The sequence below is a fragment of the Streptomyces coryli genome, from assembly GCF_011044975.1.
Lineage (GTDB): Bacteria > Actinomycetota > Actinomycetes > Streptomycetales > Streptomycetaceae > Streptomyces > Streptomyces coryli.
Genome location: NZ_JAAKZV010000073.1, coordinates 1 through 23,309 on the forward strand (window position 1 = coordinate 1; position 23,309 = coordinate 23,309).

At 73.2% G+C, this 23,309-nt stretch carries 13 protein-coding genes; 6 read left to right on the forward strand and 7 right to left on the reverse strand.

Features of this window, described 5'->3' with window-relative positions; genetic code table 11:
* The first annotated feature begins 5 nt into the window (after positions 1-5).
* Positions 6-1,622, forward strand: coding sequence for an FAD-dependent oxidoreductase (locus G5C51_RS18080; RefSeq protein ID WP_165238616.1), 1,617 nt, complete (start codon positions 6-8; stop codon positions 1,620-1,622).
* 228 nt (positions 1,623-1,850) lie between these two features.
* Here the strand turns inward: G5C51_RS18080 and G5C51_RS18085 are convergent, their stop codons facing one another.
* On the reverse strand, positions 1,851-3,071 hold the full coding sequence (locus G5C51_RS18085; protein ID WP_165238576.1) for an RNA-guided endonuclease TnpB family protein: 1,221 nt from the start codon (positions 3,069-3,071) through the stop codon (positions 1,851-1,853).
* Between the two features lie 69 nt (positions 3,072-3,140).
* On the opposite strand from G5C51_RS18085, the gene G5C51_RS18090 reads away from it, so the two are divergent.
* From G5C51_RS18090 to G5C51_RS18105, 4 genes are read left to right on the forward strand one after another with little or no spacing between them, the layout of a single operon-like run.
* Positions 3,141-5,288, forward strand: coding sequence for a hydantoinase/oxoprolinase family protein (locus G5C51_RS18090; RefSeq protein ID WP_165238578.1), 2,148 nt, complete (start codon positions 3,141-3,143; stop codon positions 5,286-5,288).
* Positions 5,285-6,013: a hypothetical protein gene (locus tag G5C51_RS18095; RefSeq protein ID WP_240929740.1), complete on the forward strand. Its 729-nt coding sequence runs from the start codon at positions 5,285-5,287 to the stop codon at positions 6,011-6,013. Before G5C51_RS18090 ends, G5C51_RS18095 begins: the two co-directional genes overlap by 4 nt.
* 8 nt (positions 6,014-6,021) lie before the next feature.
* Positions 6,022-7,305, forward strand: coding sequence for a TRAP transporter large permease (locus G5C51_RS18100; protein ID WP_165238580.1), 1,284 nt, complete (start codon positions 6,022-6,024; stop codon positions 7,303-7,305).
* Positions 7,306-7,336: 31 nt separating this feature from the next.
* Positions 7,337-8,326 (forward strand): twin-arginine translocation signal domain-containing protein, encoded by a 990-nt coding sequence (locus tag G5C51_RS18105; protein ID WP_165238582.1) that lies wholly within the window; start codon positions 7,337-7,339, stop codon positions 8,324-8,326.
* 8 nt (positions 8,327-8,334) lie between these two features.
* Here G5C51_RS18105 and G5C51_RS18110 read toward each other — a convergent pair whose 3' ends face one another.
* From G5C51_RS18110 to G5C51_RS18130, 5 genes are all read right to left on the reverse strand, one after another.
* On the reverse strand, positions 8,335-14,715 hold the full coding sequence (locus tag G5C51_RS18110) for a hypothetical protein (protein WP_165238584.1): 6,381 nt from the start codon (positions 14,713-14,715) through the stop codon (positions 8,335-8,337).
* Positions 14,716-14,731: 16 nt separating this feature from the next.
* Complete coding sequence (locus tag G5C51_RS18115; RefSeq protein WP_165238586.1) at positions 14,732-16,843, reverse strand: CHAT domain-containing protein; 2,112 nt, start codon at positions 16,841-16,843, stop codon at positions 14,732-14,734.
* On the reverse strand, positions 16,840-17,664 hold the full coding sequence (locus tag G5C51_RS18120; RefSeq protein WP_165238588.1) for a hypothetical protein: 825 nt from the start codon (positions 17,662-17,664) through the stop codon (positions 16,840-16,842). The genes G5C51_RS18115 and G5C51_RS18120 overlap by 4 nt, the downstream gene beginning before the upstream one ends.
* Positions 17,665-17,774: 110 nt before the next feature.
* Entirely contained in the window at positions 17,775-18,161 is a 387-nt protein-coding gene (locus G5C51_RS18125; RefSeq protein WP_165238590.1) for a hypothetical protein, read from the reverse strand.
* Positions 18,162-18,261: 100 nt separating this feature from the next.
* Positions 18,262-20,046, reverse strand: coding sequence for a helix-turn-helix domain-containing protein (locus tag G5C51_RS18130; protein ID WP_165238591.1), 1,785 nt, complete (start codon positions 20,044-20,046; stop codon positions 18,262-18,264).
* Positions 20,047-20,215: 169 nt separating this feature from the next.
* Between G5C51_RS18130 and G5C51_RS18135 the strand changes: the two genes are divergently transcribed.
* Complete coding sequence (locus G5C51_RS18135; protein WP_165238593.1) at positions 20,216-21,205, forward strand: ArsR/SmtB family transcription factor; 990 nt, start codon at positions 20,216-20,218, stop codon at positions 21,203-21,205.
* 19 nt (positions 21,206-21,224) lie between these two features.
* Here the strand turns inward: G5C51_RS18135 and G5C51_RS18140 are convergent, their stop codons facing one another.
* Complete coding sequence (locus G5C51_RS18140) at positions 21,225-23,306, reverse strand: iron ABC transporter permease (protein ID WP_165238595.1); 2,082 nt, start codon at positions 23,304-23,306, stop codon at positions 21,225-21,227.
* Positions 23,307-23,309: the final 3 nt, after the last annotated feature.

The window sequence follows — 23,309 nt, forward strand, 5'->3', positions numbered from 1 at the left end:
CCCCCATAGCCACCCCCACCGAGACCGACGTCCTCATCGTGGGCGGCGGACTCGGCGGCGTGGCCGCCGCCCTCGCCGCCTGCCGGGCCGGCTGCCGCGTCGTGCTCACCGAGGAGACCGACTGGCTCGGCGGGCAGCTCACCTCGCAGGCGGTGCCGCCGGACGAGCACCCGTGGGTGGAGCAGTTCGGCACCACCGCGTCCTACCGCGCCCTGCGCGAGGGCATCCGCGAGCACTACCGCCGCACCTTCCCCCTCCGCGCCGAGGCCCTCGACCTGCCGCAGCTCAACCCGGGCGCCGGCCGCGTCAGCAAGCTCTGCCACGAGCCGCGCGTCGCCCTGGCCGTCATCGAGGAGATGCTCGCCCCGCACCGCAGCGCGGGCCGGCTGACGATCCTCACTGACCACCGCCCCGTCTCCGCCGCCACCGAGGGCGACTTCGTACGAGCCGTAACCATCGAGGACGTCCGCGACGGCGACCGCCACACCGTCGCCGCCACCTACGTCATCGACGCCACCGAGACCGGCGAGCTGCTCGAGCTCGCGGGCGTCGAATACGGCCTCGGCGCCGAAGCCCAGAGCGAATTCGACGAGCCGCACGCCCCGCGCACCGCCGACCCGCTCAACCAGCAGGGCATCACCGTCTGCTTCGCCCTCTCCCACCACGAGGACGAGGACCACACGATCGACCGCCCGGCCGACTACGGCTTCTGGCGCGAGTACCGCCCCGACTTCTGGCCGGGCCCGCTGCTCGGCTTCCTCGCCCCCGACCCGCGGTCGCTCGCGCCGGTCCCGCGCACCTTCGAGCCGAACCCCACCATCGACCCGCTCGACGTCAACGCCGACCAGAGCGCCGACGCCGGCGACAAGGAGCTGTGGGGCTTCCGCCGCATCCTGGCCCGCAAGCTGTACCGCCCGGGCGCCTTCGACTCCGACATCACCCTCGTCAACTGGCCGCTCAACGACTACTGGCTGAAGCCCCTCATCGGCGCAGGCGAGGAGACCTCCCGCCAGGCCCTCGCCGAGGCCCGCCAGCTCTCCCTCTCCGTCCTGTACTGGCTGCAGACCGAGGCCCCGCGCGGCGACGGCGGCACCGGCTTCCCCGGTCTCAAGCTCCGCCCCGACGTCACCGGCACCGCCGACGGCCTCGCCAAGGCGGCGTACGTCCGCGAGTCCCGCCGCATCAAGGCCGTCACCACGGTCACCGAGCACGACGTGTCCATCGACATCGTCGGCCCGTACGGCGGCACCAAGCACCGGGACTCCGTCGGCGTCGGCAACTACCGCATCGACCTGCACCCCTCCACCGGCGGTGACAACTACATCGACATCGGCTCGGTCCCGTACGAGATCCCGCTCGGCGCGCTCATCCCGCGCCGCGTCCGCAACCTGCTCCCCGCCGGCAAGAACATCGGTACCACCCACATCACCAACGGCTGCTACCGCCTGCACCCGGCGGAGTGGAACGTCGGCGAGGCGGCCGGCGCGCTGGCCGCGCACTGCCTCGACGAGGGCGTGCAGCCGCACCAGGTGCAGGAGGAGGACAAGCGCTTCGAAGAGTTCGCCCGCGTCCTCGACCGCTCCGGCGTCCAGCGCCACTGGCCGGACGTCCGCGGCTACTGATCTTCATCCGGGCGGGACGGTCGCAGCCGTCCCGCCCGACGCACCACCCGCCCCATCGGCTTGGCCTGAGACGACACAAGGAGGTGTCCGTTGAGCGAATCGCAGCGAATGTCTCGCTGGTCTTCTTCCTGTTTCATTGACCGCTGCCGACTCCGAAGAGCGGGGTCTTACGCGGTCTCCACGAGGCGTTTCTCCTCTCCGGGCAACTTCCCGGCGAGGGTTTCGAGGTCAGCCGCTCGTATCGGAGAGCATGGCGTCGAGGAGGTTCCCGGCCGCATTGTCATCTCGGTCGTGGATGCCACCGCAGCCGGGACAGATCCAGGTGCGGTCCGCGAGGACCAGCGCGCGGTTGATCCGCCCGCAGTCGCCGCACGTCTTGGACGACGGAAACCACCGGTCGGCTTTCCACAGGGTCGAGCCGTACCAGTCGGCCTTATAGGTGAGCTGGCGCACGAACTCGGCGAATCCGGCGTCGGAGATGGCGCGGGCCAGCCTGCGGTTTCTGACCATCCCTCGGACATTGAGGGTTTCCACGGCGATGGCGGACTTGGTTCTCGTCAGCCTGGTGGTGGTCTTGTGCAGGAAGTCCCGCCGCCGGTCGGCCACCCGCAGGTGCAATTGCCCCACCCTGCGACGCGCCCTGGCCCGGTTGTTGGAACCCTCGGCGGACCGGGCGAGCTTGCGATTGGCGCGGTTGAGGGCACGCAGCGCGGCTTTGAGGGGCTTGGGGGCGTGGATCTCCTCGCTGCGACCATCGCTGTTCTTGATGACGGCAAATGTCTTCAGGCCCAGGTCGATGCCGCACGCCGGCGCGTCGTCGTCGGTCTGGTGACGCTCGTTGATGTCGTCCCGGTCAATCTCGAGCTGGAAGGAGATCCACCAGCGCCCGGCCTGCTCGCGCACGGTCGCACCGAGGATCCGTGCGCGGCCGGTGGCCATGCGGTCCGTGAGCCAGGACATGTCCTCACGGGTGGCCACGTCTCCGATCGCCGGGAGGCGGACGGTGCGGGAGCCGAGTGGCTTGGCGCGGTCGGCGTCGTATCGGAAGCGGGAGCCGTGCTTGCGTTTACGCCACACCGGGAAACCCATCGTCGGCCCTCGCCGGTCACCTTTCCTCGACTTGAGGTAGTTGGAAAACCCGGCTGCCCGCACTCGGCAGGCTTCTTTCGGAATTCGGGAGGACAGCCTGTTCTCCGCGAACCACGGGTAGCGCCGCGGATGCGCGGCGCGCCATTCCCGCTCCAGCGCCGGGGCGGACCACGGCACCTTGGTCAGGTTCTCGCCGGTGATGCCGTAGGACTCCTCGGCTGCACGTTGGGACCACTTCTTGCGAACGGTCTCCAGGCAAAAATTCTCCACCACCCGCGACAACCCGCAGTGATGGCCCAATGAGGCCTGCTGCTGCTCGTCAGGGGCTAACTCGACCCGAAATCCCTGCTTATGGCTCACCTGATCAACCTATCGGCTGCCACTGACAACTCCCTACCCGCTGACACTCAGTGAGGAGCTCTGGCTTCAATGAGTAGAACCCCAACAGATGACCATCCCCGCATCCGCGTCGGCATCGACGTGGGCGGTACCTTCACCGACGCCGTGGCGGTCGACTCCGCCACTCTGGCGATCGTCGGCCAGGTGAAGGTCCCCACCAGCCACCATCACGAGGACGGCGTCGCGCACGGCATCGTCGAGGCCCTCGACAGGCTGCTGAAGGAGACCGGCCGCTCCGCGGAGGACGTCGCGTTCCTCGCGCACGGCACCACCCAGGCCACCAACGCGCTGCTGGAAGGCGATGTCGCGCCCGTCGGGCTGCTCGGCATCGGGGCGGGCCCCGGGGCCGTACCCACCAAGCGGCTCGCGGGACTTGCGAACCTGGAGCTCACCCCGGGCAAGCGGCTCCCGCTGCATTACGCGCACATAGCCGACGCCGCGGACGGACCCGCGGTGCGCTCGGCCGTGGAGCAGGTACGGGCGCAGGGGGCGGAAGTGCTGGTCGCCAGCGAGCCGTTCAGCGTGGACTCGCCCGAGGGGGAGGAGGCGGTGCTGTCCGCCGCCGAGGACTCGGGGCTGCCGATGACGGCGGCGCACCAGATCACTTCGCTGTACGGGCTGCGCAAGCGCACCCGCACCGCGGTCGTCAACGCGGCCATCCTGCCGAAGATGCTGGCCACCGCCGACCTGGTGGACACCTCCATCGCCTCGGCAGGCGTCACCGCGCCGCTGATGGTGATGCGCTGCGACGGCGGCGTGATGTCGCTGGACGAGATGCGGCGGCGGCCGCTGCTGACCGTGCTGTCGGGCCCGGCGGCGGGTGTCGCCGGGGCGCTGATGCAGGAGCGGGTCAGCGAGGGCGTCTTCCTGGAGACCGGCGGCACCTCGACCGACATCAGCGTCATCCGGCGCGGCAAGGTCGCGGTCCGGCACGCCACCATCCTCGGCAAGTCGTCGTATCTGTCGGCGCTCGACGTGCGCACGGTCGGCGTCGGCGGCGGCTCCATGGTCCGTATCGGCGGCGGCAAGGTCACCGCGGCCGGGCCGCGCAGCGCGCACATCGCCGGGCTGCCGTACGCGTGCTTCGCGCCGGCCAGTGACCTGGCGGACGCGAAGCTGGTCACGATCAGCCCGCTCGCCGGCGACCCGGAGGACTACGCGGTCATCGACGCCGCGGGCGGCCGCTACGCGGTGACGATGACCTGCGCCGCGAACGCCCTCGGCCGGGTCCCGGAGGGCGACTTCGCCGCCTGCGACCCGGAGTCGGCGCGGCTGGCGCTGGAGCCGCTGGCCACGGCGCTGGGCACGGATGTCGCGGGCGCCGCGACGCAGCTGCTCGACGCGGGCATCCGCGAGGTGAAGAAGACCGTGGACGCGATGATCCGCGACTACCGCCTCGACGAGGACGCCGCGGTGCTGGTCGGCGGTGGCGGCGGCGCGGCCGCGGTCACCCCGCACCTGGCCGAGACCTCCGGCCTCACCGGCCGGATCGCCGCCAACGCCGAGGTGATCAGCCCGATCGGCGTCGCCCTCGCGCTGGTCCGCGAACAGATCGAGCGGATCATCCCGGGCGCGACGCAGGAGCAGATCCTCGGCGTACGGAACGAGGCCGAGGCCGCCGTCGTCGAGCAGGGCGCGGCGCCCGGCGCGGTCGAGGTCGAGGTGACCGTCGACCCGCAGACCAACACCGTCCGCGCCATCGCCACCGGGGCAACGGAGTTGCGCACCCAGGACCGGGCGCACCGCACGGACGACGCGGAGCGCCTGACGGCGGCCGCCGCGAGCCTGAAGTCCCCGGAGTCGGCCGTCGAGGTGCTGGCGTCCACGCCCGCCCACACGGTCTACGGGGCCGAGCGCCGCCGCCGCTTCCGCAAGCCGCAGCACCCGGTGCGGGTCCTCGACGCGGACGGCGTCGTACGGCTGCACGCGTCGGACGCGCGGGTGGAGACGACGACGGTCGGCCAGGCGCCTGAGCTGCTGTCGGAGCTGGTGCGGCAGTCCACGTCGTACGGGGACGGGGGTGTCCGCGCCCCCGCGCTGAGGCTGCTGCTCGGCTCCCGTATCGCCGACCTCTCCGGCGTGCTGGAGGCCGAGCCGCTGCTGGCGCTGGCCCGGAGCGAGCTGCGCTCGCGGGCGGCGGACGAGCCGGTGGTGGCGGTTGTGGAGGTACGGGCATGAGGGCCGTCGCGCGCACGGGGAGCCTCCTCGGGAGGCTCGGGCCCGAGCAGCGGGAGGCGCTCCGCGCCGAGTGCGGTGCGCTTGCGGCGCTGGACGACGTCGAGTTCGGTGTCCGGCTGCTGGCGAACACGCCGACGCACGAGGGCCGGGATCCGGAGCTGCTGCGCCGCTGGGCCGTGGCCGCGATGGAGTTCGGCGCCGGGAGCCTCCGGCCGCTCCGCGGCCACGATGCCCGCTCCGCGGCGGGAGATGGGTGCGCGGCACAAGGTGACAGGGGAGAGGAAGCCGGCGGCCGGGCGGGCCACGCCGCAGGCGTTCGCGTCGTCGAGAGCACCGGGGGCCTCGACCCCGACCGGCTTCTCCTCGCGCGTTTCCGCTCCAAGCCCACTCCCACCGTCGAGCTCTTCACCGATACCCTCGCGCTCGCCGACGAGGTCGTCGAACTGCTCGGCTGGCAGGCGTGGTTCCCGGCCGGCAGCACCCGGCAGGCCGCGATCGTGCACGAAGAAGCGCACGAGCGGCTGCACCACGACAAGGCCAAGCGCGCCGCGCTCAAGCAGCGCGTGGGACACCGGATCCTCGGCGGGCTCATGCCCGCCTACGTCGCCGGTGCCGACGAACTCGCCGCCCACGCCGCCGCCCAGCAGGCCCTCGGCCTGCCCCGCTCGCCCCTCCTGCTCACCGCCGCGCTCGCCCGCGCCGCCGACTTTGTAAGAGAGAACTGAGGCCCGCCATGGGAATCGTCATACTCCTGCTCATGCTGGCCGGGGTCGGGCTGATCCTTGCCCGCAAGCTGCCCACGGCCTTCGCGCTGGTGCTGATCGGCGTCGCCATCGCGGTCGTCACCGGCGCCCCGTTCAAGGGCAAGAACAGCATCATCGACACCGTGCTCCAGGAGGGCTCGGTGATGCTCGCGGCCACCATGCTCGCCGTGCTGATGGGCTCGTGGCTCGGCAAGCTGCTGGAGGAGACCGGCATCGCCGGGACCCTGGTCCGTAAGATCGTCGAATTCGGCGGCGACCGGCCGACCGTCGTCGCGCTCGGCGTGCTCGCCGTCTCCGCCCTCGTCGGTACGGTGACGGGCTCCGCGCCCGCCGCCATGCTGGCCGGCATCATCGGCATCCCCGCGATGATCGCGGTCGGCGTGCCGAAGGTGACCGCGGCCGGAACGATCCTGATGGGCATCGCCATTGGCGTGCCGTTCGAGCTGCCCTCCTGGCAGTTCTTCTCCACCGCGCTCGATCTGCCCATCGACACCGTGAAGAGCTTCATGCTGAAGCTGTTCCCGTTCGCCCTCGTCGCGGGCATCGCCTACGTCCTGATCGAGACCCGGCGCAAGGGCGTCGAGCACTCCTGGTCGCTGTCCTCGGCCGCCGCCCCGAAGGCCCCGAGCAAGCGACAGCGGCTCGGTGACGCGCCCTGGTACTCGCTCTTCGCGCCCGCGATCCCGCTGATCCTCGCGCTCGGCTTCGAGCTCGCGATCATCCCGTCGCTGCTGGCCGGCGTGCTCTACGCGCTCGTCACCACGACGAAGCCGCGGGAGATGAACAAGCGGATGCTGCGCACCGTGTACGCCGCCTTCGACGTCGCGGCCCCGCCCATCGTGCTCTTCATCGCGATCGGCATCCTGCTCGCCGCGGTCAAGCTGCCCGACTCCATCGCCGCGCTGGAGCCGCTGGTGAAGGCCATCACCCCGCACAACCCGGTGGTCTTCGTCCTGGTCTTCACGCTCCTCGCCCCGCTGTGCCTGTACCGCGGGCCGCTGAACATCTACGGCCTGGGCGCCGGCATCGCCGGCGTGCTGATCGCCGCCGGCATCTATCCGGCCGTGGCGGTGCTCGGCATGACCACCTCGTACAACCAGGTCTTCGGTGTCGCCGACCCGACCAGCACGCAGACCGTGTGGGCGGCGCAGTACTCCGGCGTCAGCCCGCAGCAGGTCATGATCCGCACCATGCCGTACGTGTGGTGCGTGTGCCTCGGCGGGATGTGCGTGACGGCCGCCCAGTACCTCTGACCCCACCCCCCACCGTAAGGAGCCGCACATCATGGCGTTCAACCGCCGCCGCTTCCTGCAGTCCGCCACCGCCGGTGGCGCCGCGCTCGCCCTCGGCGGGCTCGGCGCCAGGCCCGCCCTCGCCGCCCCCGGCGGCTTCCCGAACTACCACTACGTCCGCACCCTGCTGACCCCGGACAAGCTCGCGTACAACCCCACCGGCGAGATCATCTTCCCCAGCATCCGCGGGGTCTACGACAAGCTCGCCGACCCGCTGGGCCGCTACTACCTCTACTACGCGCCGCACGACGCCCCCGGCGGCATCTGCCTCGCGTACGGGGACAGCCTGGAGGGCCCGTTCACGGAGTACCCGGGCAACCCGATCGTCAAGAACGTCTGGGATCCGCACTACAGCGTCAGCCACGTCTCGTCTCCGCATGTGATGTGGAACGCGGACGAGCGGGAGCTGTGGCTGTACTTCCACGGCGAGAACACCACGACCCGGCTGGCCCGCTCCAAGGACGGCATCACCTTCACGTACGACAAGACCGTGCTGACGACGTCGATGCACCCCGCGGGCACGACGGAGACCTCGTACGCCCGGGTCTTCCGCTACGACCTGCCTTCCCGCGGCGCGCGCTACGTGATGCTGCACATGCGGAACGACAAGTCCAACCACCGCGACATCGCCTGGGGCTGGTCGGCGGACGGCCGCGACTGGGAGTTCGCCGCGGAGCCGCTGATCGACCACGCCGCGGTCGGGGCCAACAACGTCGGCGGGCCGCACCTGCTGACCCGCAACGGCCACACGTACGTCGTCTACAACACCGACAAGGAGAGCGGCGGCAACATCCTCATCACCGAGGTGGGCAGCGACTTCTCCCAGCGGGACCACCTCGGCGTCTTCTACGACTCGGGCAGCGCGGCCCCGGAGAACGGCCGCGCCGCCTCGCCGGTCTTCGGCACCGAGAACGGCGTCCCGTACATGATCTACGAGGCGGGCGAGCGGCTCGGCGGCGCGATCGCGGTCGCCCGCGGCTGACCGGCTGATCAACCACCCCCGAGGGCCAGCAACAGCCGCCGGCCCGCCTCCGCGTCCCGCTCCTCCGTCGCACCGGGGGGCGTGGGCGGGGAGGCGCGGCGGCCGACCGGGCGGAGGGCGAGGACCTCGTCCACCGCCCGGCCGGCGACCCGGCGGCGGTCGTAGCCGTCCGGGTCCGCCGCGAAGGCCAGCGCGGCCGCGGCGAGGACGCCGGTGACCTGACGGCTGCCGGTGGCCCGGCCCGCGATCAGCCGGTCGCGCAGCAGGCGCAGGTCGCCGGGGACCGGCAGCAGCTCCGGCAGCCGCTTGCCCCCGAACTGCGGGTAGCCCCGCCCGACCAGGGCCTCGGCCACCAGTTCCGCGGAGCCGGCCGCATCGGCCCTGGCCAGGTCCACCGCCGGATGCCCGGCGGCCTCCAGCGTCGCCTCGCACACCCGCAACCGGACGGCCGCCGGCGGGTGCTCGGCCGCGTCGCCGGCCTCGCCCGCGTCCTCCGGCGGCTCCAGCGCCGCCAGTACGTCCCCGAGCACCTGCGGATACGCGACCCCGCACGCCAGCGTCGCGCACACGTCGGCGAAGACCTCGCCCAGCCAGCCCTGCCAGCGCGGCAGTTCGGCCGCCGGCAGGCCGCAGCCGGCCAGCCGCTCGCGCAGCTCGCCGGTGAGCCCGAAGTCGTCCTCGATGTGGTGGCCCACCTCGTGCGCCACGGTCAGCAGCGCGGGGAGGTGGGAGGCGTAATACCAGGGGATGTCGATCACCGGGAACGGCAGATTGCGGGCCGCCCGTGCGCCTTCGCCCGTGTGGATGCCGCCGCGCGGCAGCAGCTCCCGGTACTGGTCGCCGCGCCGGTGCGCGCGCGGCGCCGCGGTGCGGCTGAACGACACTAGCGGCGGCTCCTTCGGCGGCGTCCCCGCCGCGCCGTCCGCGGCCAGCGCCGCCTGCAGCGGGGCCCGGTAGCAGGCCCACGCCAGCTCGTCCGCCGCGGCCAGGAAGTCGCGCGACTCCGGCAGCCGGCGCAGCGCGAACTTGCCGCGGAAGTAGTCCCAGACGTGGTGCAGATCGAGCACCAGTGGCAGTGCCTGGCTCTCCCGCGCCAGCTCGAGCCCCGAGCCGAGCATCCGGGAGACGGCCAGCAGCTGGCTGTGGTGCTTCTCCAGCTCCGCGCCCTCGCCCTCCGACAGCCTGATCCAGGTCTCCAGTTCGCGGGCCAGTCCGTCGGCCACGTTACGGAATCCGGCCTGCCGCACGGTGGTGCGCACCGGGGTGACGGGCGGCGGGCCCTTGGGCCGGTGCAGCAGCGACGAGGCGGCCGCGTACAGGGCGGTGGCGCGGCGCGCGTCGTCGTCGTCCGCGAAGGCGGTGGTGCCGGAGCCGCGGGCGGTGGAGCGTAGTTTGCGGGTCGCCTCGGCCAGCGTCGCGTGTCCGTCGAGGTCGGCGTAGAAGCCGAGCAGGTGCTCCAGGCCGCCCTCCGGGAAGACGCCGGTGCACACCACCGCCGGGCAGTTGCCATGGCTGAAGAGGTGCGCGGCGAACAGATTGCGCAGCGTCAGCTGCACCGCCGTATCCACCTCGGAGCCGGGATACGGCGGGTCGAGCACGACGACGGGGACCCGCCCAGGATCGAACTCGGCCAGCCAGCGGGACAGATGCACCGGGAAGAGGTCGGAGCCGCGCGCCTTCCCCGCCAGCCGGCGGGCGTGCCCGGCCGGCGAGAACTCCAGATACGGCACCCCGCCGCGCTGCCGCAGCGGCGCCGCGAGGTGCAGGATGTCCAGCCCTTCCGGGGGCGGGCCCAGCTGCGCGGCCAGCTCGGCGTCCGGCTGGAAGGTCAGCAGCCGCGCCGGATAGCCGCCGAGCGACGGGCGGCGGCCGCGCAGCCAGTACGTCAGCGGGGACTGTCCCCCCGAAGTCGCCCCGGAAGCGGGGGCGTCCGGCTTGGTGGACACCACCAGCACCCGGTGAGGCCCGGGGTCGTGCGGCTGCAGCCGCTGCAGCTCGCGCCGGGTCTCCGGGGCGACGAGCGGCCAGCCCGCGGTCAGCGCTCCCGGCTGCAGTCGGTCCAGCGCCTGCCGGGTCTCCGGGCCCACGATGCCGTCCACGTCGAGGCGCAGCCGGTACAGCCGGTTGAGCCGGTGCTGCAGCCAGCACACGTCCACCTGCCGGGCGGCGCCGGGCAGCGTGCGGTACATGACCGGCTGATCGTCCTTGCCCGCCACCTCCAGCGCCGGCTGCAGCGTCATCTCCCACGGCAGCGCGTGCGCCGCCGGATCGTCGGAGTCGAGGCGTACGTACCGGGGCCGGCGCAGCTGCGGCCGGGACAGCTCGTCGCGCAGCGGCCGCTGCTGCTCGTGCCAGGCGGCGAGCTTGCCGGGGCGCGGCGGCGCGGCGTCGTCGACCGGGTCGATGCCGGGCTGCCGGTGCAGCTGCAGCACCTGCTCGCCCGGCCAGTCCTGGAACAGCCGCTGGCCGTCGGCGTCGGGACCGTCGAAGGCGGGGCGCTGCAGCCGCCGCAGCAGCTCCTCCACCCGCTCCACGACGCCCGTGACCTGCACCCGGCGGGCGCAGTCCAGCAGCGTGACGGGCACGCTGTGCCGCACCACGCCGCCGGATTCGGCCAGTTGGATGGCCCGGCGCAGCGCGTCCTCCGCCTCCCGGGGGCGCGGATTCACGCCCGCGTCCATGACCAGCGCGGACAGCGCCAGCCGTACGTGCGGCGGCCGCGGCGCGCCGCCGGCCACCTTCGGCGGCTGCGTCCAGGGCACCTCCGCCAGCCAGGTGCAGGCCAGCCCTGGGTGGCCGAGGCGGGCGGCGATACGGGCGCAGCGCCAGACGATCTGGCGGTTGCCGTGCGCGCTGTCGATGAGCACGCGGGCGGCCCGCTCGAGACCGGCGGCGTCGGCGTGGCCGCGCACCTGCGCGATCATCAGCTGCGCCAGCGCGTCGTCGGGGCCGTACGCGCCGGGGTCGGGGACGCAGGCGCCGAAGTACGGCTCCAGCTCCGCCCAGTCGACCCGCCCGCGCAGCGCCGGGTTGTCCGCCAGGTCGCGCAGGGTGGCCAGCCGGGCCTGCACCGGCTGGATGTCGCCGAGGGCGTCGGCCAGCTCCCGGATCGCGTCCGGGTCCGCGGCCGGCCCGTCGTCGCCGGCGATGCGGCACAGCGCGTGCAGCGGCCGTACGAGCCCGGGCAGCGTCCCGTACGACAGCGGCGGGGCCTGTCCGGAGCGCGGGACGCCGGAGCGGACCGCCCACTCCTGGATGAGCAGCTGCAGTCGCAGCGCGAACTCCGGCTCCTGGCCCGGTGCTTCGTACGGCTCCAGCACCCGGTGCGCCGCCGCCAGGTCCTGGCTGTCGCGCAGCAGGAAGCGGGCGTAGAGGTAGTGGCACTCGGGCTCGCCCGCGAGATAGCCCAGCTCCGTCCACAGCCCGGTGGCCCGGGTGAAGCAGTCGTCGGCGGAGCCGATCTCCTGCAGCTCGCCGAGGGCCACGCCGCGGAGTTGGGCGGTCAGCGCCAGCTGCCGGTAGCGCTGGGCGCCGTGCAGCAGCCCGGCCACGGCGTCGGCGCGCTGCAGCGCGGCCAGCGCCTCGGCCTCGCGGCCCAGCTGCAGCTGCGCCTTGGCCTGCAGCCGGGCCAGCGCGGCCTGGTCCGCGGGCGGGGCCGGGGCCCGTTCTTTGGGCAGGTCGAGGATTGCGAGGGCGGCGGCCGGGCGACGGCAGCGCAGCAGCAGCCCGGCCTGCTGGGCGAGGGCCGGGAAGACCGGCAGCTCGGCTTCGGTGCGCAACTCCGCGGCCAGTGCGTACAGTTCCGTCGCCGCGTCGACCTCGCCCAGCAGCCGGTGCTCGCCGGCGCCGGTGGCGGCCGCGCTGGCGGCGATGTCCGGGCGGCGCGCGGACCGGGCGAAGGCGACGACCTCCTGATACGCCTGCGCGGCGGCCGCGGAGTGCAGCAGCCGCAGCGACGCGGCGCGGATGCTCAGCGCCCACAGCCGCTCCAGCTCGGGCAGCCCCTCGTAGGCGAGCACCCGGTGCTCGAGGCGGTAGACCGCCTCGCCGGCCCGGTCGCCCAGCGCCAGCACGGTGGCCTGCAGCACCTCTTCGCGCACCGAGTGCGCCCGCTCGGTGATGCCGGCCTGCTTGTACAGGTCGTCGGCCTTGGCCAGGCACAGCTCGACATCGGACCAGATGTGGTCGTGCGCCGCCGACGGCACCCCGTCGGTCATGCCCTCGCGGAAGAGCGCGTAGGCGAGGTTCAGTTGCGCCTCGGCCATCAGCTCGTACGTGATCAGGGTGTCGCCGCCGGGGATCCGGCGCGGGCTGTCCCGCTCCACGTACTCGTCGCCGAGGATCTCCTCGGCCAGGCCGCGCAGCCCCTGGGTGTCGCCCGCCGCCCAGGCCCGCTCCAGCTCCTCGCGCCAGCGCCGCGGGGCGTCGGAGTCGCGCATCTGGAAGCGGTGGTAGAGCGCCTCGCGCAGATAGCGGATGCGCCGCTCCGGGTGCGTCGTCTCCCCGGCCAGCTGCTCGAACCGCTCGGCGAAGTTCCGGTGCAGCTGCGCGAAGACCGGCCGGTCGGAGATCAGGTCGCGCATCGGCTGCAGCACCGCGCTGTGGAAGACCACGGACCGCTCGTCCTCGGTCACCTCGGTGATCCAGGACGAGGTGGCGGCGTAGTCGAGCAGCTTCCGCCAGGCGTCCTCCAGCTGCTTGGTGCTCGGCGGGGCGATGGCCGGGAAGACGTCCTGCCGGCCCGGCAGGTGGTGCGCGTCGTGCCGCGGATCGTCGTCGTCGGTGATCTGCTCCAGATGCGGTTTGAGGATGGACTCGACGTGCTCCCGGCGCAGCCGGCGCGGGATCACGCCGTAACGCAGCAGCCAGCGCACCACCGGGTCGTCGATGCGGCGGACGACCCGGTTGACCAGGTAGCTCAGCAGCGGGGTGCGCAGGGTCTGCAGCTCCTCCGGGGAGACGTCCGGGTTCTGGTCCACATCGTCGGCGAAGAGCGCCAGATGGAAGGGCATGCCCGCGCTGCGGTCGATGACGACGCGCAGCAGCTCGGGCTCGTTGATGCCGCGGATCTCCCGCAGATAGCGCTGCGCCTCGCCCTCGGTGAAGGGCAGCACCGGCATGTCCTGATATGGGCCCAGCGCGGCGAACGCGGCATCGTGCCGGCCGCCGGCCAGCGGCGCCCGCCCGGCGACGACCAGCCGGATCGCCGGGCAGCGCTCCAGCACCTCGCCGAGCAGCCGCAAGAGCCCGTCCGCGTGCGAGGGGCTGCGCAGCAGCACCTCCTCCATCGTGTCGACGACCACCAGGACCGGCAGGTCGGCGGCGAAGGACTGGTTGAAGCGGGAGATGAACGCCTCCACCGCCTCGTCGCGGATCCGCGCTTCGTCCTGGGTGCGGATGCCGCGGGCGGCCTCGGCGGCGGCGGGGGAGTTGGGGTCGGCGAGCAGCGAGCGGTAGGCGGCGTACTCGTCGAGGCCGGTGAACGCCCGGGCGGGCAGCCGCAGTTCCAGCTGGTCGGCGAGTTCCAGCAGCAGCAGCCAGGGCCAGCGGGCGCCGTTCAGCGGGTCGACGTGGTCGAAGTCGATCCGGGCACAGGTGACGTCCAGCTCCGGGGTCACGCACCGCCGGGACACCAGCCAGCGCAGCTGCATGGTCTTGCCCGACCCGGCCGGGCCGTGCATCTGCCACACCCGCGGCCCGGGCCCGTAGAGCAGCTCCTTCGCCTGTCCCCACAGCCCGTCCGGCTGCAGGAACTGCGCGGAGCGGGCGTAGTCCTGCGCCCAGTGGGTGCGGGCGCGCAGATAGCCGGCCCGGGTCTCGGCCCGGCGCAGCAGGGTGCGCTTGGTCAGCGGGGCGCGGTCCGGGTCGGCGAGTACGAGGATCAGGTCCTGGCAGCGGCCGAAGTCGCGGCGGGCGTCGTTGGCCGCGAACTGCCGCTCGAAGTAGGCGCCCGCCGACTCCGGGTCGGCGAGGATCAGATGCCGCAGCCGCTCGGCCGGCCGGCCGCGGGCGTGCCAGTGCTCGCTGAGCCGCATCTCCAGCTCCAGCAGCTTCGCCGGCAGCGGCCCGGTGCCGCCGGTATCGCCCAGCCAGGACAGGAAGTACGCGGACCGGTGCGCGTCCGGGACCTGCAGCTGGCCGCCGGGGAGCTCCTCCACGGCCTTGTTCGCCATCAGCTCCGACAGCGCGGGCGGCCGGTCGCCGGCGAACTCCACGAGCACCGCGCGGTAGGTCTTGGCGTCGAAGTAGCGCGCCACCGAGGCGGCCTGCAGTGCCGGAGTCCAGTGCTCGGGCAGCAGCTGGCGGCCGATGTCGTCGAGCGACTCGCCGCGGCTGAGCTTCGCGGCCAGCGACGCCGCCGCCTGGGCCAGCGAGATGGGCTCCGGCATGCTCGCTCCTCGTGGGTCAGGACCGCGTCTGCGTGGCCTTCATCGTCAGCAGCAGATTCACGATTTTCTGGAAGACGTGGATGGGGAAGGGGCCCTCGGCGTCCCGGCGGAGCGCCGTGGCGATCTCTTCGAAGGCCTCGAAGTTCAGCTCCCGCAGCGCCGGCCGCGCGACCACCGTGCGCTCCCAGAACTCCCGGGAAAGCCGCCGGTACTCGTGCGGCGGGAAGTCGCCGAGCACCACCGGGCTGACCGGCATCACGTCCTGCAGATGCTTGAAGCCCCGCCAGCTCTGCGACGCCACCACCAGGATCCGTACCGGGAACTGCTCCGGCGGCTGCGCCACCTTGCGCACCGGGTCGAACAGCAGCGGCTTCAGCACGCCGCCGACGTCCGAGTCGATGACGCACTCGGCGTGGTCGAGGGCCAGCAGATGCGGCCGCTGCCGGGCAGCGGCGCGGTTCTTCAGGGTGGTGAGGAACTCCTGGAAGATCGCCATGCGGCGGTCGTCGGCACGGCCCTCTTCCGGATTGAAGGGGTAGTTCTGGTCCTCGCCGTCGGTCTCGACCCCCCGGCTCCACTCGGGCCCGCCCCGGGTCGCCCGGTTGAGCACCTGGTTGAAGCGGATGAAGTCGGCCGCGGCCATCGGATCGGGCTGCCGCTCGTCCATGCACGCGTTGCGGAGCGACCGCAGGACCGACAGCCAGCCCAGCGTCTTGTGGTCGTCCCCGTCACCACGCCCGGCCTGCGCGGCGAGGTCGGCGTACGTGACGTCCTCGCCGAGCAGCATGCAGGTGAGCAGGCACCACTTGGCCTGCCAGGTCTTGCCGGACGCCGGCTGCCCGGAGGTGATCGCCAGCAGCCGCTCGGCCGGGCCCGCCGCCTCGCGCGCCCCCTCGCACAGGTGCCACCAGCCGGTCCGCCGCTCCTTGGCGCGGCCGAGGAACATCGGCAGCTCGTCAAACGGCCACTTGCGGTTACGGGAGGACAGCTCCGGCTCCGCGTGCCCCCACCGCTGCCGGGTCACCTCGGCCGGGTCGGGCACCGCGCACTCCAGCACCGGCAGCGCCCAGGAGGGCCGGCCCGGGTCGGTGAGGTAGAGGTGGTTGCGTACGTCGGTGATGATCTCGTCGATCGGCTTGGCGCAGGAGAGGCTGCGGTACAGCTCGTAGGAGAACTCGACCGCGGCGGGCGACTCGATGTCGCCCTGCATGGCGACGGCCGCGCCGACGCCCTGCTCCAGGCAGACGTTCACCAGGCTCCCGAAGTCGCCCGCGGGCGCGCCGGCCTGCCGGCAGACGTTGAACAGCACCAGCCGCGGCGCCCGCCCGTCGCCGAGCAGGATCTCCAGCATGTCCCGGTCGAGCGTCCACTGGCCCTTCGCGGGGGCGCCCCAGCGGCGCTGCTCGTTGCGCTCGTCCTTGGCGCCGTTCTGCGGCTCCACGTTGAAGTCGAGGCCGGGCAGGTCGCCCTCGACGGCGCGCATGCCGTGGCCGATGAAGTGCAGTACGTGCGGTCTCACAGCGGTTAGTTCGGCGCGCAGCTCCGTGGGGCTCGGTCCGTCGACCACCTCGGTGTGGATGCGGCCGGGCAGCTGGGCCAGCGCGGCGCCGATCTTGGCCAGTTCGTGGTCGGCGAGGAGCGTGTGGTCGGCCGGGTTGCAGACCACCAGCAGCGCCCGCAGCGGGCCCCGGTCCGCGCCGTTCTCCTCGCCGGGGGCGACGGGGTTGCCGCGGGCGCGGCCGCGGCGCAGCAGCACCCGCCCGTTGCGCCACAGGGCGTGCTGCCCGTCGTCGTGCATCAGCTCCCAGGGCAGCGTGGCGAGCACCGGGTCCTCGATGTCCAGGCGCACCCGTAACAGATTCTCCGGCGCGGCCGCGGCCACCAGCGCGGGCCAGCTGTCGGCGGGCGCGCCGCCGAACACCCCCGTGTACAGCCGCCGTCCGACGTCCCGCCGCAGCGCGGAATCCGCCTCGGGCTCCAGTGCCCTGGTGAACTCGCCGGCGCCCTCGGCCCCTTCGGCGCCGCGGGCGAGCGCGGCGAGCTCGGCCCCGAGCGGCCAGTCGACGGTGCGGCCGCCGTGCCGCAGGCTGACCTGGCTCGCCGTGATGGTGACGACGGCCCCGGTCATGGCGCCTCGTCCACTCCCGGTGGCGGCTGCTCGCCGCCGTCCAGCTGCTCCAGCACGGTCCCCGGATCCTCCCGGGCCTCGTCGAGCAGCAGCTCCGGTACGGGCTCCGCCGCCGCGCCGCGCCCCGGCTGCGGCGTCCCGTATTCGGCCTTGAAGCCGCGCCACCAGCCCTTGCGCACGCGCAGCACCCGGTAGACCGGGGTGATATCGGTGCCAGTCCAGTTCAGCCCGAGGTGGCTGGCCCGGCTGAAGGTGACCCGCCCGGCGAGGTCGATCAGCTGCAGCGGCCCGGCCCCGCCCGCGGTCATCCGCAACTCGGCGACGGCGCCGTCCCGTTCGGAGGTGAGCACGGTCCCCGCCCGTGCGTGGATGACGTCGGTGACGACGAGCAGCGCGGGGTCCCATTCCCCGCGCCACATCTTCCGTACGAGCCCGTCGGTGAGCCCGGCGACATCCGGCAGCCCGCGCTGCCGCAGCCCGGAGTAGACGATCAGCGCGCTGCGCTCGTCCTTGAACTCCACCAGGGCGCCCGCGTCGGCGGGCAGCAGCGTGGCGATGCCGGGCACGGTGCCGCCCACCGCCTTGAACTGCACGGACACCGAACCCCCGGCGTCGTACGTGACATCACCGGGCGCCCCCGTGGTCCGCTCCGCCACCTCGACGCCCCACTTGCCGAGCTCGCCGGCCGTCACCGACCCCCCGCCGTGCAGCCTGCGCACCTCGCCGACCCGCACCGTCTGGGACAGCGGCCACGCCACCCACCACCCGGCGAAAACATCACGCAGCGCCCCCCGGTAGGCCGTATAGGCACCATCGGTCATGGCAGCTCCCCCCAGCACACTGCGACAGTGCACGGAGCGTAACGCCCCGCGACCCTGGGCGACGTGGGCCGAACGGGCCATTCCGGGCGACTCTGCCAAGCGCGCCCTGCTCAGCCCTGGTTGAGGCGGATGGAGTTGATCGGCGAGATGTTGAAGTACCAGCTCTTGCCGGGCTTCAGCTTGCTGCTGCAGTTGGTGCCGGAGTAGGTGCGGCACGTCTGGGCTGTCGCGCCGCCGGTCTGGTTGTTGTAGATGACCCGCTCGCCGTGCTGGCCGCTGAGCTTGTGGACGCCGTAGCGGTAGAACTTCAGGGAGGGCGGGTTGCCGTGTTCCCACGACTTCGTCGTCCAGACGCAGACGTAGCCCCGCTTGCAGCCATTGACCGTCCCTGCCCTCACCGAGGCCGAGTCGTCGGCGCTTGCCGGGGCCATGGGAGTGATCAGGGCCGCTCCGGCGGCGATGGTCGTGACGAGAGTGCCGATGGTGCGTTTGCGCATGTTCTGCCCCCGTTGGTCATGATGCAGCAGGATTGCTGCACCATGACTACGATCCCCGCCCTACTGTCCCGAGTCACCCACTTTCGGCGGCCTCCGAAAGTCACCGGTGCTCGACCAGGACCGGCTCCTCGCCGACGTCGATGCGCTCGCCGGGGCGGGCGGGGGCCGTGCTGCCGTTCAAGCGGTGGACGCGGTGTGCGCCCTCGTCCAGGGGTACGTCGGCCCGGCCGTCGGTGGACCAGGTGACGGTGAGCGGGCTGCCGTCCCGCTCGAAGCGGCAGGAATACAGCCGGGGCGGCAGGCCCATCCGGGTCCCCTGGCCGCAGGCGCTGATCCGGGCCCCGTCCAGCCATGTCATCAGCCGGCCGACGCGCTTTCCGGGCTCCGCGGGCGGGCCGCCCACCGGCTGGACGATGATCGGCACGTGGGTGCTGCCCCAGTTGTAGAAGTACATCCGCCGCATGCCGTAATGCCTGCTGTAGAGCCCGGCGAGAAAGAAGCGCGCCGCGTAGTCGCGGGCGCGGCGGGCGTCGAGCGGCGGGGTCGAGCCGATGTCCCACTCGGGTCCGGTGTTCCACAGCTCGACGTCGTTGGCGTTCTCCTCGTGGAGGAGGTTCGCGATCCGCCGGGTGAGCTCGATGATCTCCTCCGGCTTGCCGTCCCCGGTGCGCGGCGGCATCTTCAGGGCGGCGGCGTCACAGTGTTCGTACGCACCGGTCCTGGCGAACTCCCGCAGCAGCTGCCGCCCTTTCGCCGTCCACAGCACCCCGAAGGACGGGCAGGCCAGCCGCGCCTCGGGGTCGATGCGGCGGATGATCCGGGCGGCGCGCTCGACCATCTCGGCGAGGGTGTCGAGGCTGCCCGCGTACATCAGGCGGTGGCTCGGGTAGTCCCACAGCTCGTACGACCCGATGCGGTCCCGGTAGCGGGTGGCGAGCTTCGTCACGAAGCGGTCCCAGACCTTCAGGTCGTCCGGGGGTGAGGCGGAGGAGTCGGCGAAGCCGGACTTCTTGCCGTCGGGGGCGGCCCACCACGGGGTGCCGCCGATGGTGAACAGGACCGGCAGCCGGTCCCGTTCGGCGGCCCGTACCAGCCGGTCCAGGGTCTGCCAGCGGTACTGGCGGGACTTGGGCTCGATGTTGGCCCAGCGGGTCTCGCTGTTCCACAGCCGCGCGGAGCCGGTGCGGAAGCCGGGCATCAGGCCGGTGTCGCTGTTGATCGTCATGCCGAAGAACTCGGGGGATATGCGGCGCGGGGCCTCGTGCCACTCCGGCCCCACGGGGCGCTGCTCACCGCCGGTGGCGGGCGCGCGTCCGGCGGGGGTGCGCTTCCGGTCACCGTCGTACGCGAGGGCGCCGCCGGCCAGCGTGACGAGCACGACCAGCAGCGCCACCAGCCGCGGCCGGGTGCGCCGCCACCACGGCGGCCGGGCGGCGGGCTCGGGGGCCGGCGATGACGAGGACGGCTCCGAGGACTCGGTCGGCTCCGAGGACTTGGCCGGATCCGAAGGCTTGGCCCGATCCGAGGACTTGGCCGGTCCCGACGACTCGGTCGGTCCCGACGACCCGGCCGACTCCGACGACTCTGCCGCTTCCGCCGCCCCGCCCGCTTCCGCCACCCCCCGCTCCGGCGGCTCATCCCCCTGTCCCGCCTCTCCAGCAGTCGCCCGGTACCAAGCCCGGTAAAGCCGGTCCAGCTCCTCCGGGCTCGCCCCGCTCACCCGCGCCACCTGTTCGATCGCGCCGAAGGTGCCCGGCACGGTGATGCCCTGGCAGTAGCGGTGGAGCGTGGACCGGCTGAGCCCTGTGCGATGGGCCAGCGCCGAATAGCTGCGCCCGCTGCGCTGCTTGAGCTCCTCCAGCAGTTCCGCCAGCTCCGACGCCATCACACCCCCTCCCCAACCGCCGCTTCCCGCCGTCCCACCGCCGCGCGAAACCGCAGCTGGAACCCGTACCGCCGTCCCACCGTCCCATCTCCCCAGATCTTCTTGCCACGGAACCAGAGGGAAGCGCAAAGTCACCAGTGCACTGCTCTGACAACGGGGGAACGACAACATGCTGCGCATGCACTTCAGCGCGGGGGATATCGCCAGAACGCGGGTCGCCGACGGACCTGATCCCTTCTGGGAGGCGGTACTGAGCCTGCACCGGGTCCGCGAGCGGCGCGCCCAGCCCGAACTTACCGGCTGGCGCGGGCGCGTGCTCCGTAACGCCAGGGAGCCACTGAGCCTGCTGCTGCCGCTGGTGCCCGCCCGCGGCTACTTCCCGGACTTCCTCACGCCCGCGGCGAGCGCCGACGGCTTCGAGGCGGGCCTCGACGCGCTGCTGTCCACGCCGCGGCGTGAACTGCACACCCAGATCGGCCGGCTGGCCGCGGACGGCGCCGCGCCCCGCGGCCTGGCCCGCTCCGTCGGCGAGGGCCGGGCCCCCGCGCTGCGGCGGCTCGCCGACGCGCTGCGCGACTACCGGCGGATCGCGTTCGGCCGGTCCTGGCAGCGGGTCCGCGCGCGGACCGAGGACGACCGCGCCTGGCGCGCCCGCGTCCAGTGGTGCAGCGGTACGGAGGCGATGCTGCGCACCTTCGGCCCCGGCATCCGCTGGCGCGCGCCGGTGCTGGAGGCCGACTATCCGGTGGACAAGGACATCCATCTGGACGGCCGCGGGCTGCTGTTGATCCCGTCGTACTTCTGCAGCGCCAAGCCGGTGGCGCTGGCCGACCCATCGCTGGCGCCGACACTCGTCTACCCGGTCTCGCGGAACCGTCCGGCGCCGGCCGCCGCGCCGGGCACCGACCCCGCGGGCGCGCATCTCGCGCGCCTCCTCGGCCACACCAGGGCCGCGGTCCTGCAGACCCTCGCCGGCGACTGCACCACCAGCGAACTGGCCGGCCGCGCCGGCGTCTCCCTCTCCTCGGCCAGCGAACACGCCGCCGTGCTGCGCGCCGCGGGCCTGGTCTCCAGCACCCGGCAGCGCAACACGGTGCGGCACTCGCTCACCCCGATGGGCCTGGCGCTCCTCGACGGCCGTACGGACCCCTGGAGTTAGGGTCTGCGCGAAGCCCGTACTACCGGCGGCTCCGCACCAGCAGATGCAGGAAGTACGGCGTGCCGATGACGGCCGTCATCAGGCCCGCGCCCAGCTGCGCCGGCGCGATCACCGTACGGCCGAGCAGGTCGGCCAGGCAGACGAGGACGGCGCCCAGGAGCAGCGCGACCGGGATCACCCGGACGTGCTGCCGGCCCACCAGCGCGCGGGCGGCGTGCGGGGCCACCAGGCCCACGAAGCCGATCGTGCCCGCGGCGGCCACCGCGGCGGCGCTCAGCAGAACGCTCAGCGTCAGCAGCGCCAGCCGGCTGCGGCCGAGGTCGAGGCCGAGCAGCCGCGGGGTGTCCTCGTCCAGCGAGACCAGGTCGAGCTCCCGGCGGCGGGCGACCGCCACCGCCACGCCCACGGCCAGCACGATCGCCAGCGGCACGACGTCCGGCATCGTCCGCCCGTACGTCGAACCGGACAGCCAGGTCAGCGCCTTGGTGGCGTTGAACGGGTCGGTGAGCACGATCAGCAGGCTGATCAGCGCGGTGGTGGCGACGGCGAAGCCCATGCCGACCAGGACCAGCCGGTTCTGCTGGAAGCCGCCGCGGGCCGCGAGCCCGAAGACGGCGGCGGAGACCACCGCGGCGCCCGCGCAGGCCGCGCCGGCCAGGCTCCAGGAGCCGGCCATCGACGTCGTCGTCACCAGGAGTACGGCCCCGAGCGCCGCGCCGCCGGAGACGCCGAGCACGGCGGGCTCGGCGAGCGGGTTGCGGGTGACGGCCTGCGTGATCGTCCCGGAGAGCGCGAGGGCCGCGCCCGCCAGGAGGGCCGCGAGCACCCGGGGGACCCGCGTATCGAGGACGAAGCCGACCGTCTGACCCGCCTGCCCCGACGCCCAGTTGACGACATCGCCGAGGAGCAGCTTGCTGTCGCCCAGCAGCACGGCGGCGATCGTCAGGCCCACCACCACGACCGCCAGCACGGCCGTCGTGGTCAGGAAGGTGCCGCGGCTGCGCAGCCGCAGCTTGTCCACCGCCGTCGTCCCCGCGGCGTCCGGCAGCCGGGTCGCCAGCACGATCAGGAAGACCGCGCCGACCAGGCTGGTCACGACGCCCGTCGGCACCCGGACCGCGGAGTCCGAGTCGACCAGCGCACGCAGCGCCACGTCGGAGCCGAGCACCAGCGCCGCGCCGGTGAGCCCCGCGACCGGCACGGTCCCGCGGGTGCGGGCGAACGCGCGGAACCGGCGGGCCAGCGGCCGTACGATCGCCGGCGCACACAGCCCGACGAAGCCGATCGGCCCGGCCAGCGTGACCGCCGTCGTGGACAGCAGCACCGCGAGCAGCACGGTGACGATCCGGGTGTTACGGACCGGGACGCCGAGGCCGCGGGCGGCGTCGTCGCCGAGCGCGAGGGCGTCCACGCGGCGGGCGTAGAGCAGCAGGCCGATCAGGCCGACCGCGACGAGCGGGGCCAGCCGCACCACCCCGTCGAAGCCGCTCTGCGCGATGCTGCCCTGGTTCCAGTCGTAGAGGCCCTCGGTCTCCTCGGGGAAGAGCAGCAGCAGCCCCTCGGTCACCGAGGTCAGGCCGAGGGTGAGGGCGCTGCCGGCCAGCACCAGCCGCACCGTGCCGGTGCCGAGCCCGGAGAGGCCCAGCACCACCACCGCAGCGGCGAGGCCGCCGGCGAAGGCGACCGCGGAGGACGCGAGCAGCGGCAGCGTGGCGCCGGTGGCGGCGGCGATGCCGAGCGCGGCGTACGAACCGGCGTTGACGGCAAGGGTGTCGGGCGCCGCGAGCACATTGCGGCTGACCGACTGCAGGATGGCGCCGGCCATCCCGAGCGCGGCGCCGACCAGCAGGCCCGCGGTCATCCGCGGCAGCCGGGAGGAGATCACGACCGACGAGTCGGTGGCGTCGGCCTGCCCGGTGAGCGCCTTCCAGACCTCCGCCGCGCCCGCGCCGGACGTGCCCTGGGTGAGGTCGACGACGGCGAGGAGCGCGACGAGAGCTGCCAGTACGGCCGTCACCGCGGCCGCGCCCGTCCGGGACGGGGACGGTGCCGCCTGCGGATCCGGACGGGTGGCGGGGGTGGTGGGTGCGGTGACGGCCATCTC

Coding starts and splice junctions, on each gene's coding strand:
- G5C51_RS18115 (WP_165238586.1), bottom strand. CDS start 16,843: ATGACCGGGGCCGTCGTCACCATCACGGCGAGCCAGGTCAGCCTGCGG.
- G5C51_RS18100 (WP_165238580.1), top strand. CDS start 6,022: ATGGGAATCGTCATACTCCTGCTCATGCTGGCCGGGGTCGGGCTGATC.
- G5C51_RS18105 (WP_165238582.1), top strand. CDS start 7,337: ATGGCGTTCAACCGCCGCCGCTTCCTGCAGTCCGCCACCGCCGGTGGC.
- G5C51_RS18090 (WP_165238578.1), top strand. CDS start 3,141: ATGAGTAGAACCCCAACAGATGACCATCCCCGCATCCGCGTCGGCATC.
- G5C51_RS18110 (WP_165238584.1), bottom strand. CDS start 14,715: ATGCCGGAGCCCATCTCGCTGGCCCAGGCGGCGGCGTCGCTGGCCGCG.
- G5C51_RS18135 (WP_165238593.1), top strand. CDS start 20,216: ATGCTGCGCATGCACTTCAGCGCGGGGGATATCGCCAGAACGCGGGTC.
- G5C51_RS18120 (WP_165238588.1), bottom strand. CDS start 17,664: ATGACCGATGGTGCCTATACGGCCTACCGGGGGGCGCTGCGTGATGTT.
- G5C51_RS18130 (WP_165238591.1), bottom strand. CDS start 20,046: ATGGCGTCGGAGCTGGCGGAACTGCTGGAGGAGCTCAAGCAGCGCAGC.
- G5C51_RS18125 (WP_165238590.1), bottom strand. CDS start 18,161: ATGCGCAAACGCACCATCGGCACTCTCGTCACGACCATCGCCGCCGGA.
- G5C51_RS18095 (WP_240929740.1), top strand. CDS start 5,285: ATGAGGGCCGTCGCGCGCACGGGGAGCCTCCTCGGGAGGCTCGGGCCC.
- G5C51_RS18140 (WP_165238595.1), bottom strand. CDS start 23,306: ATGGCCGTCACCGCACCCACCACCCCCGCCACCCGTCCGGATCCGCAG.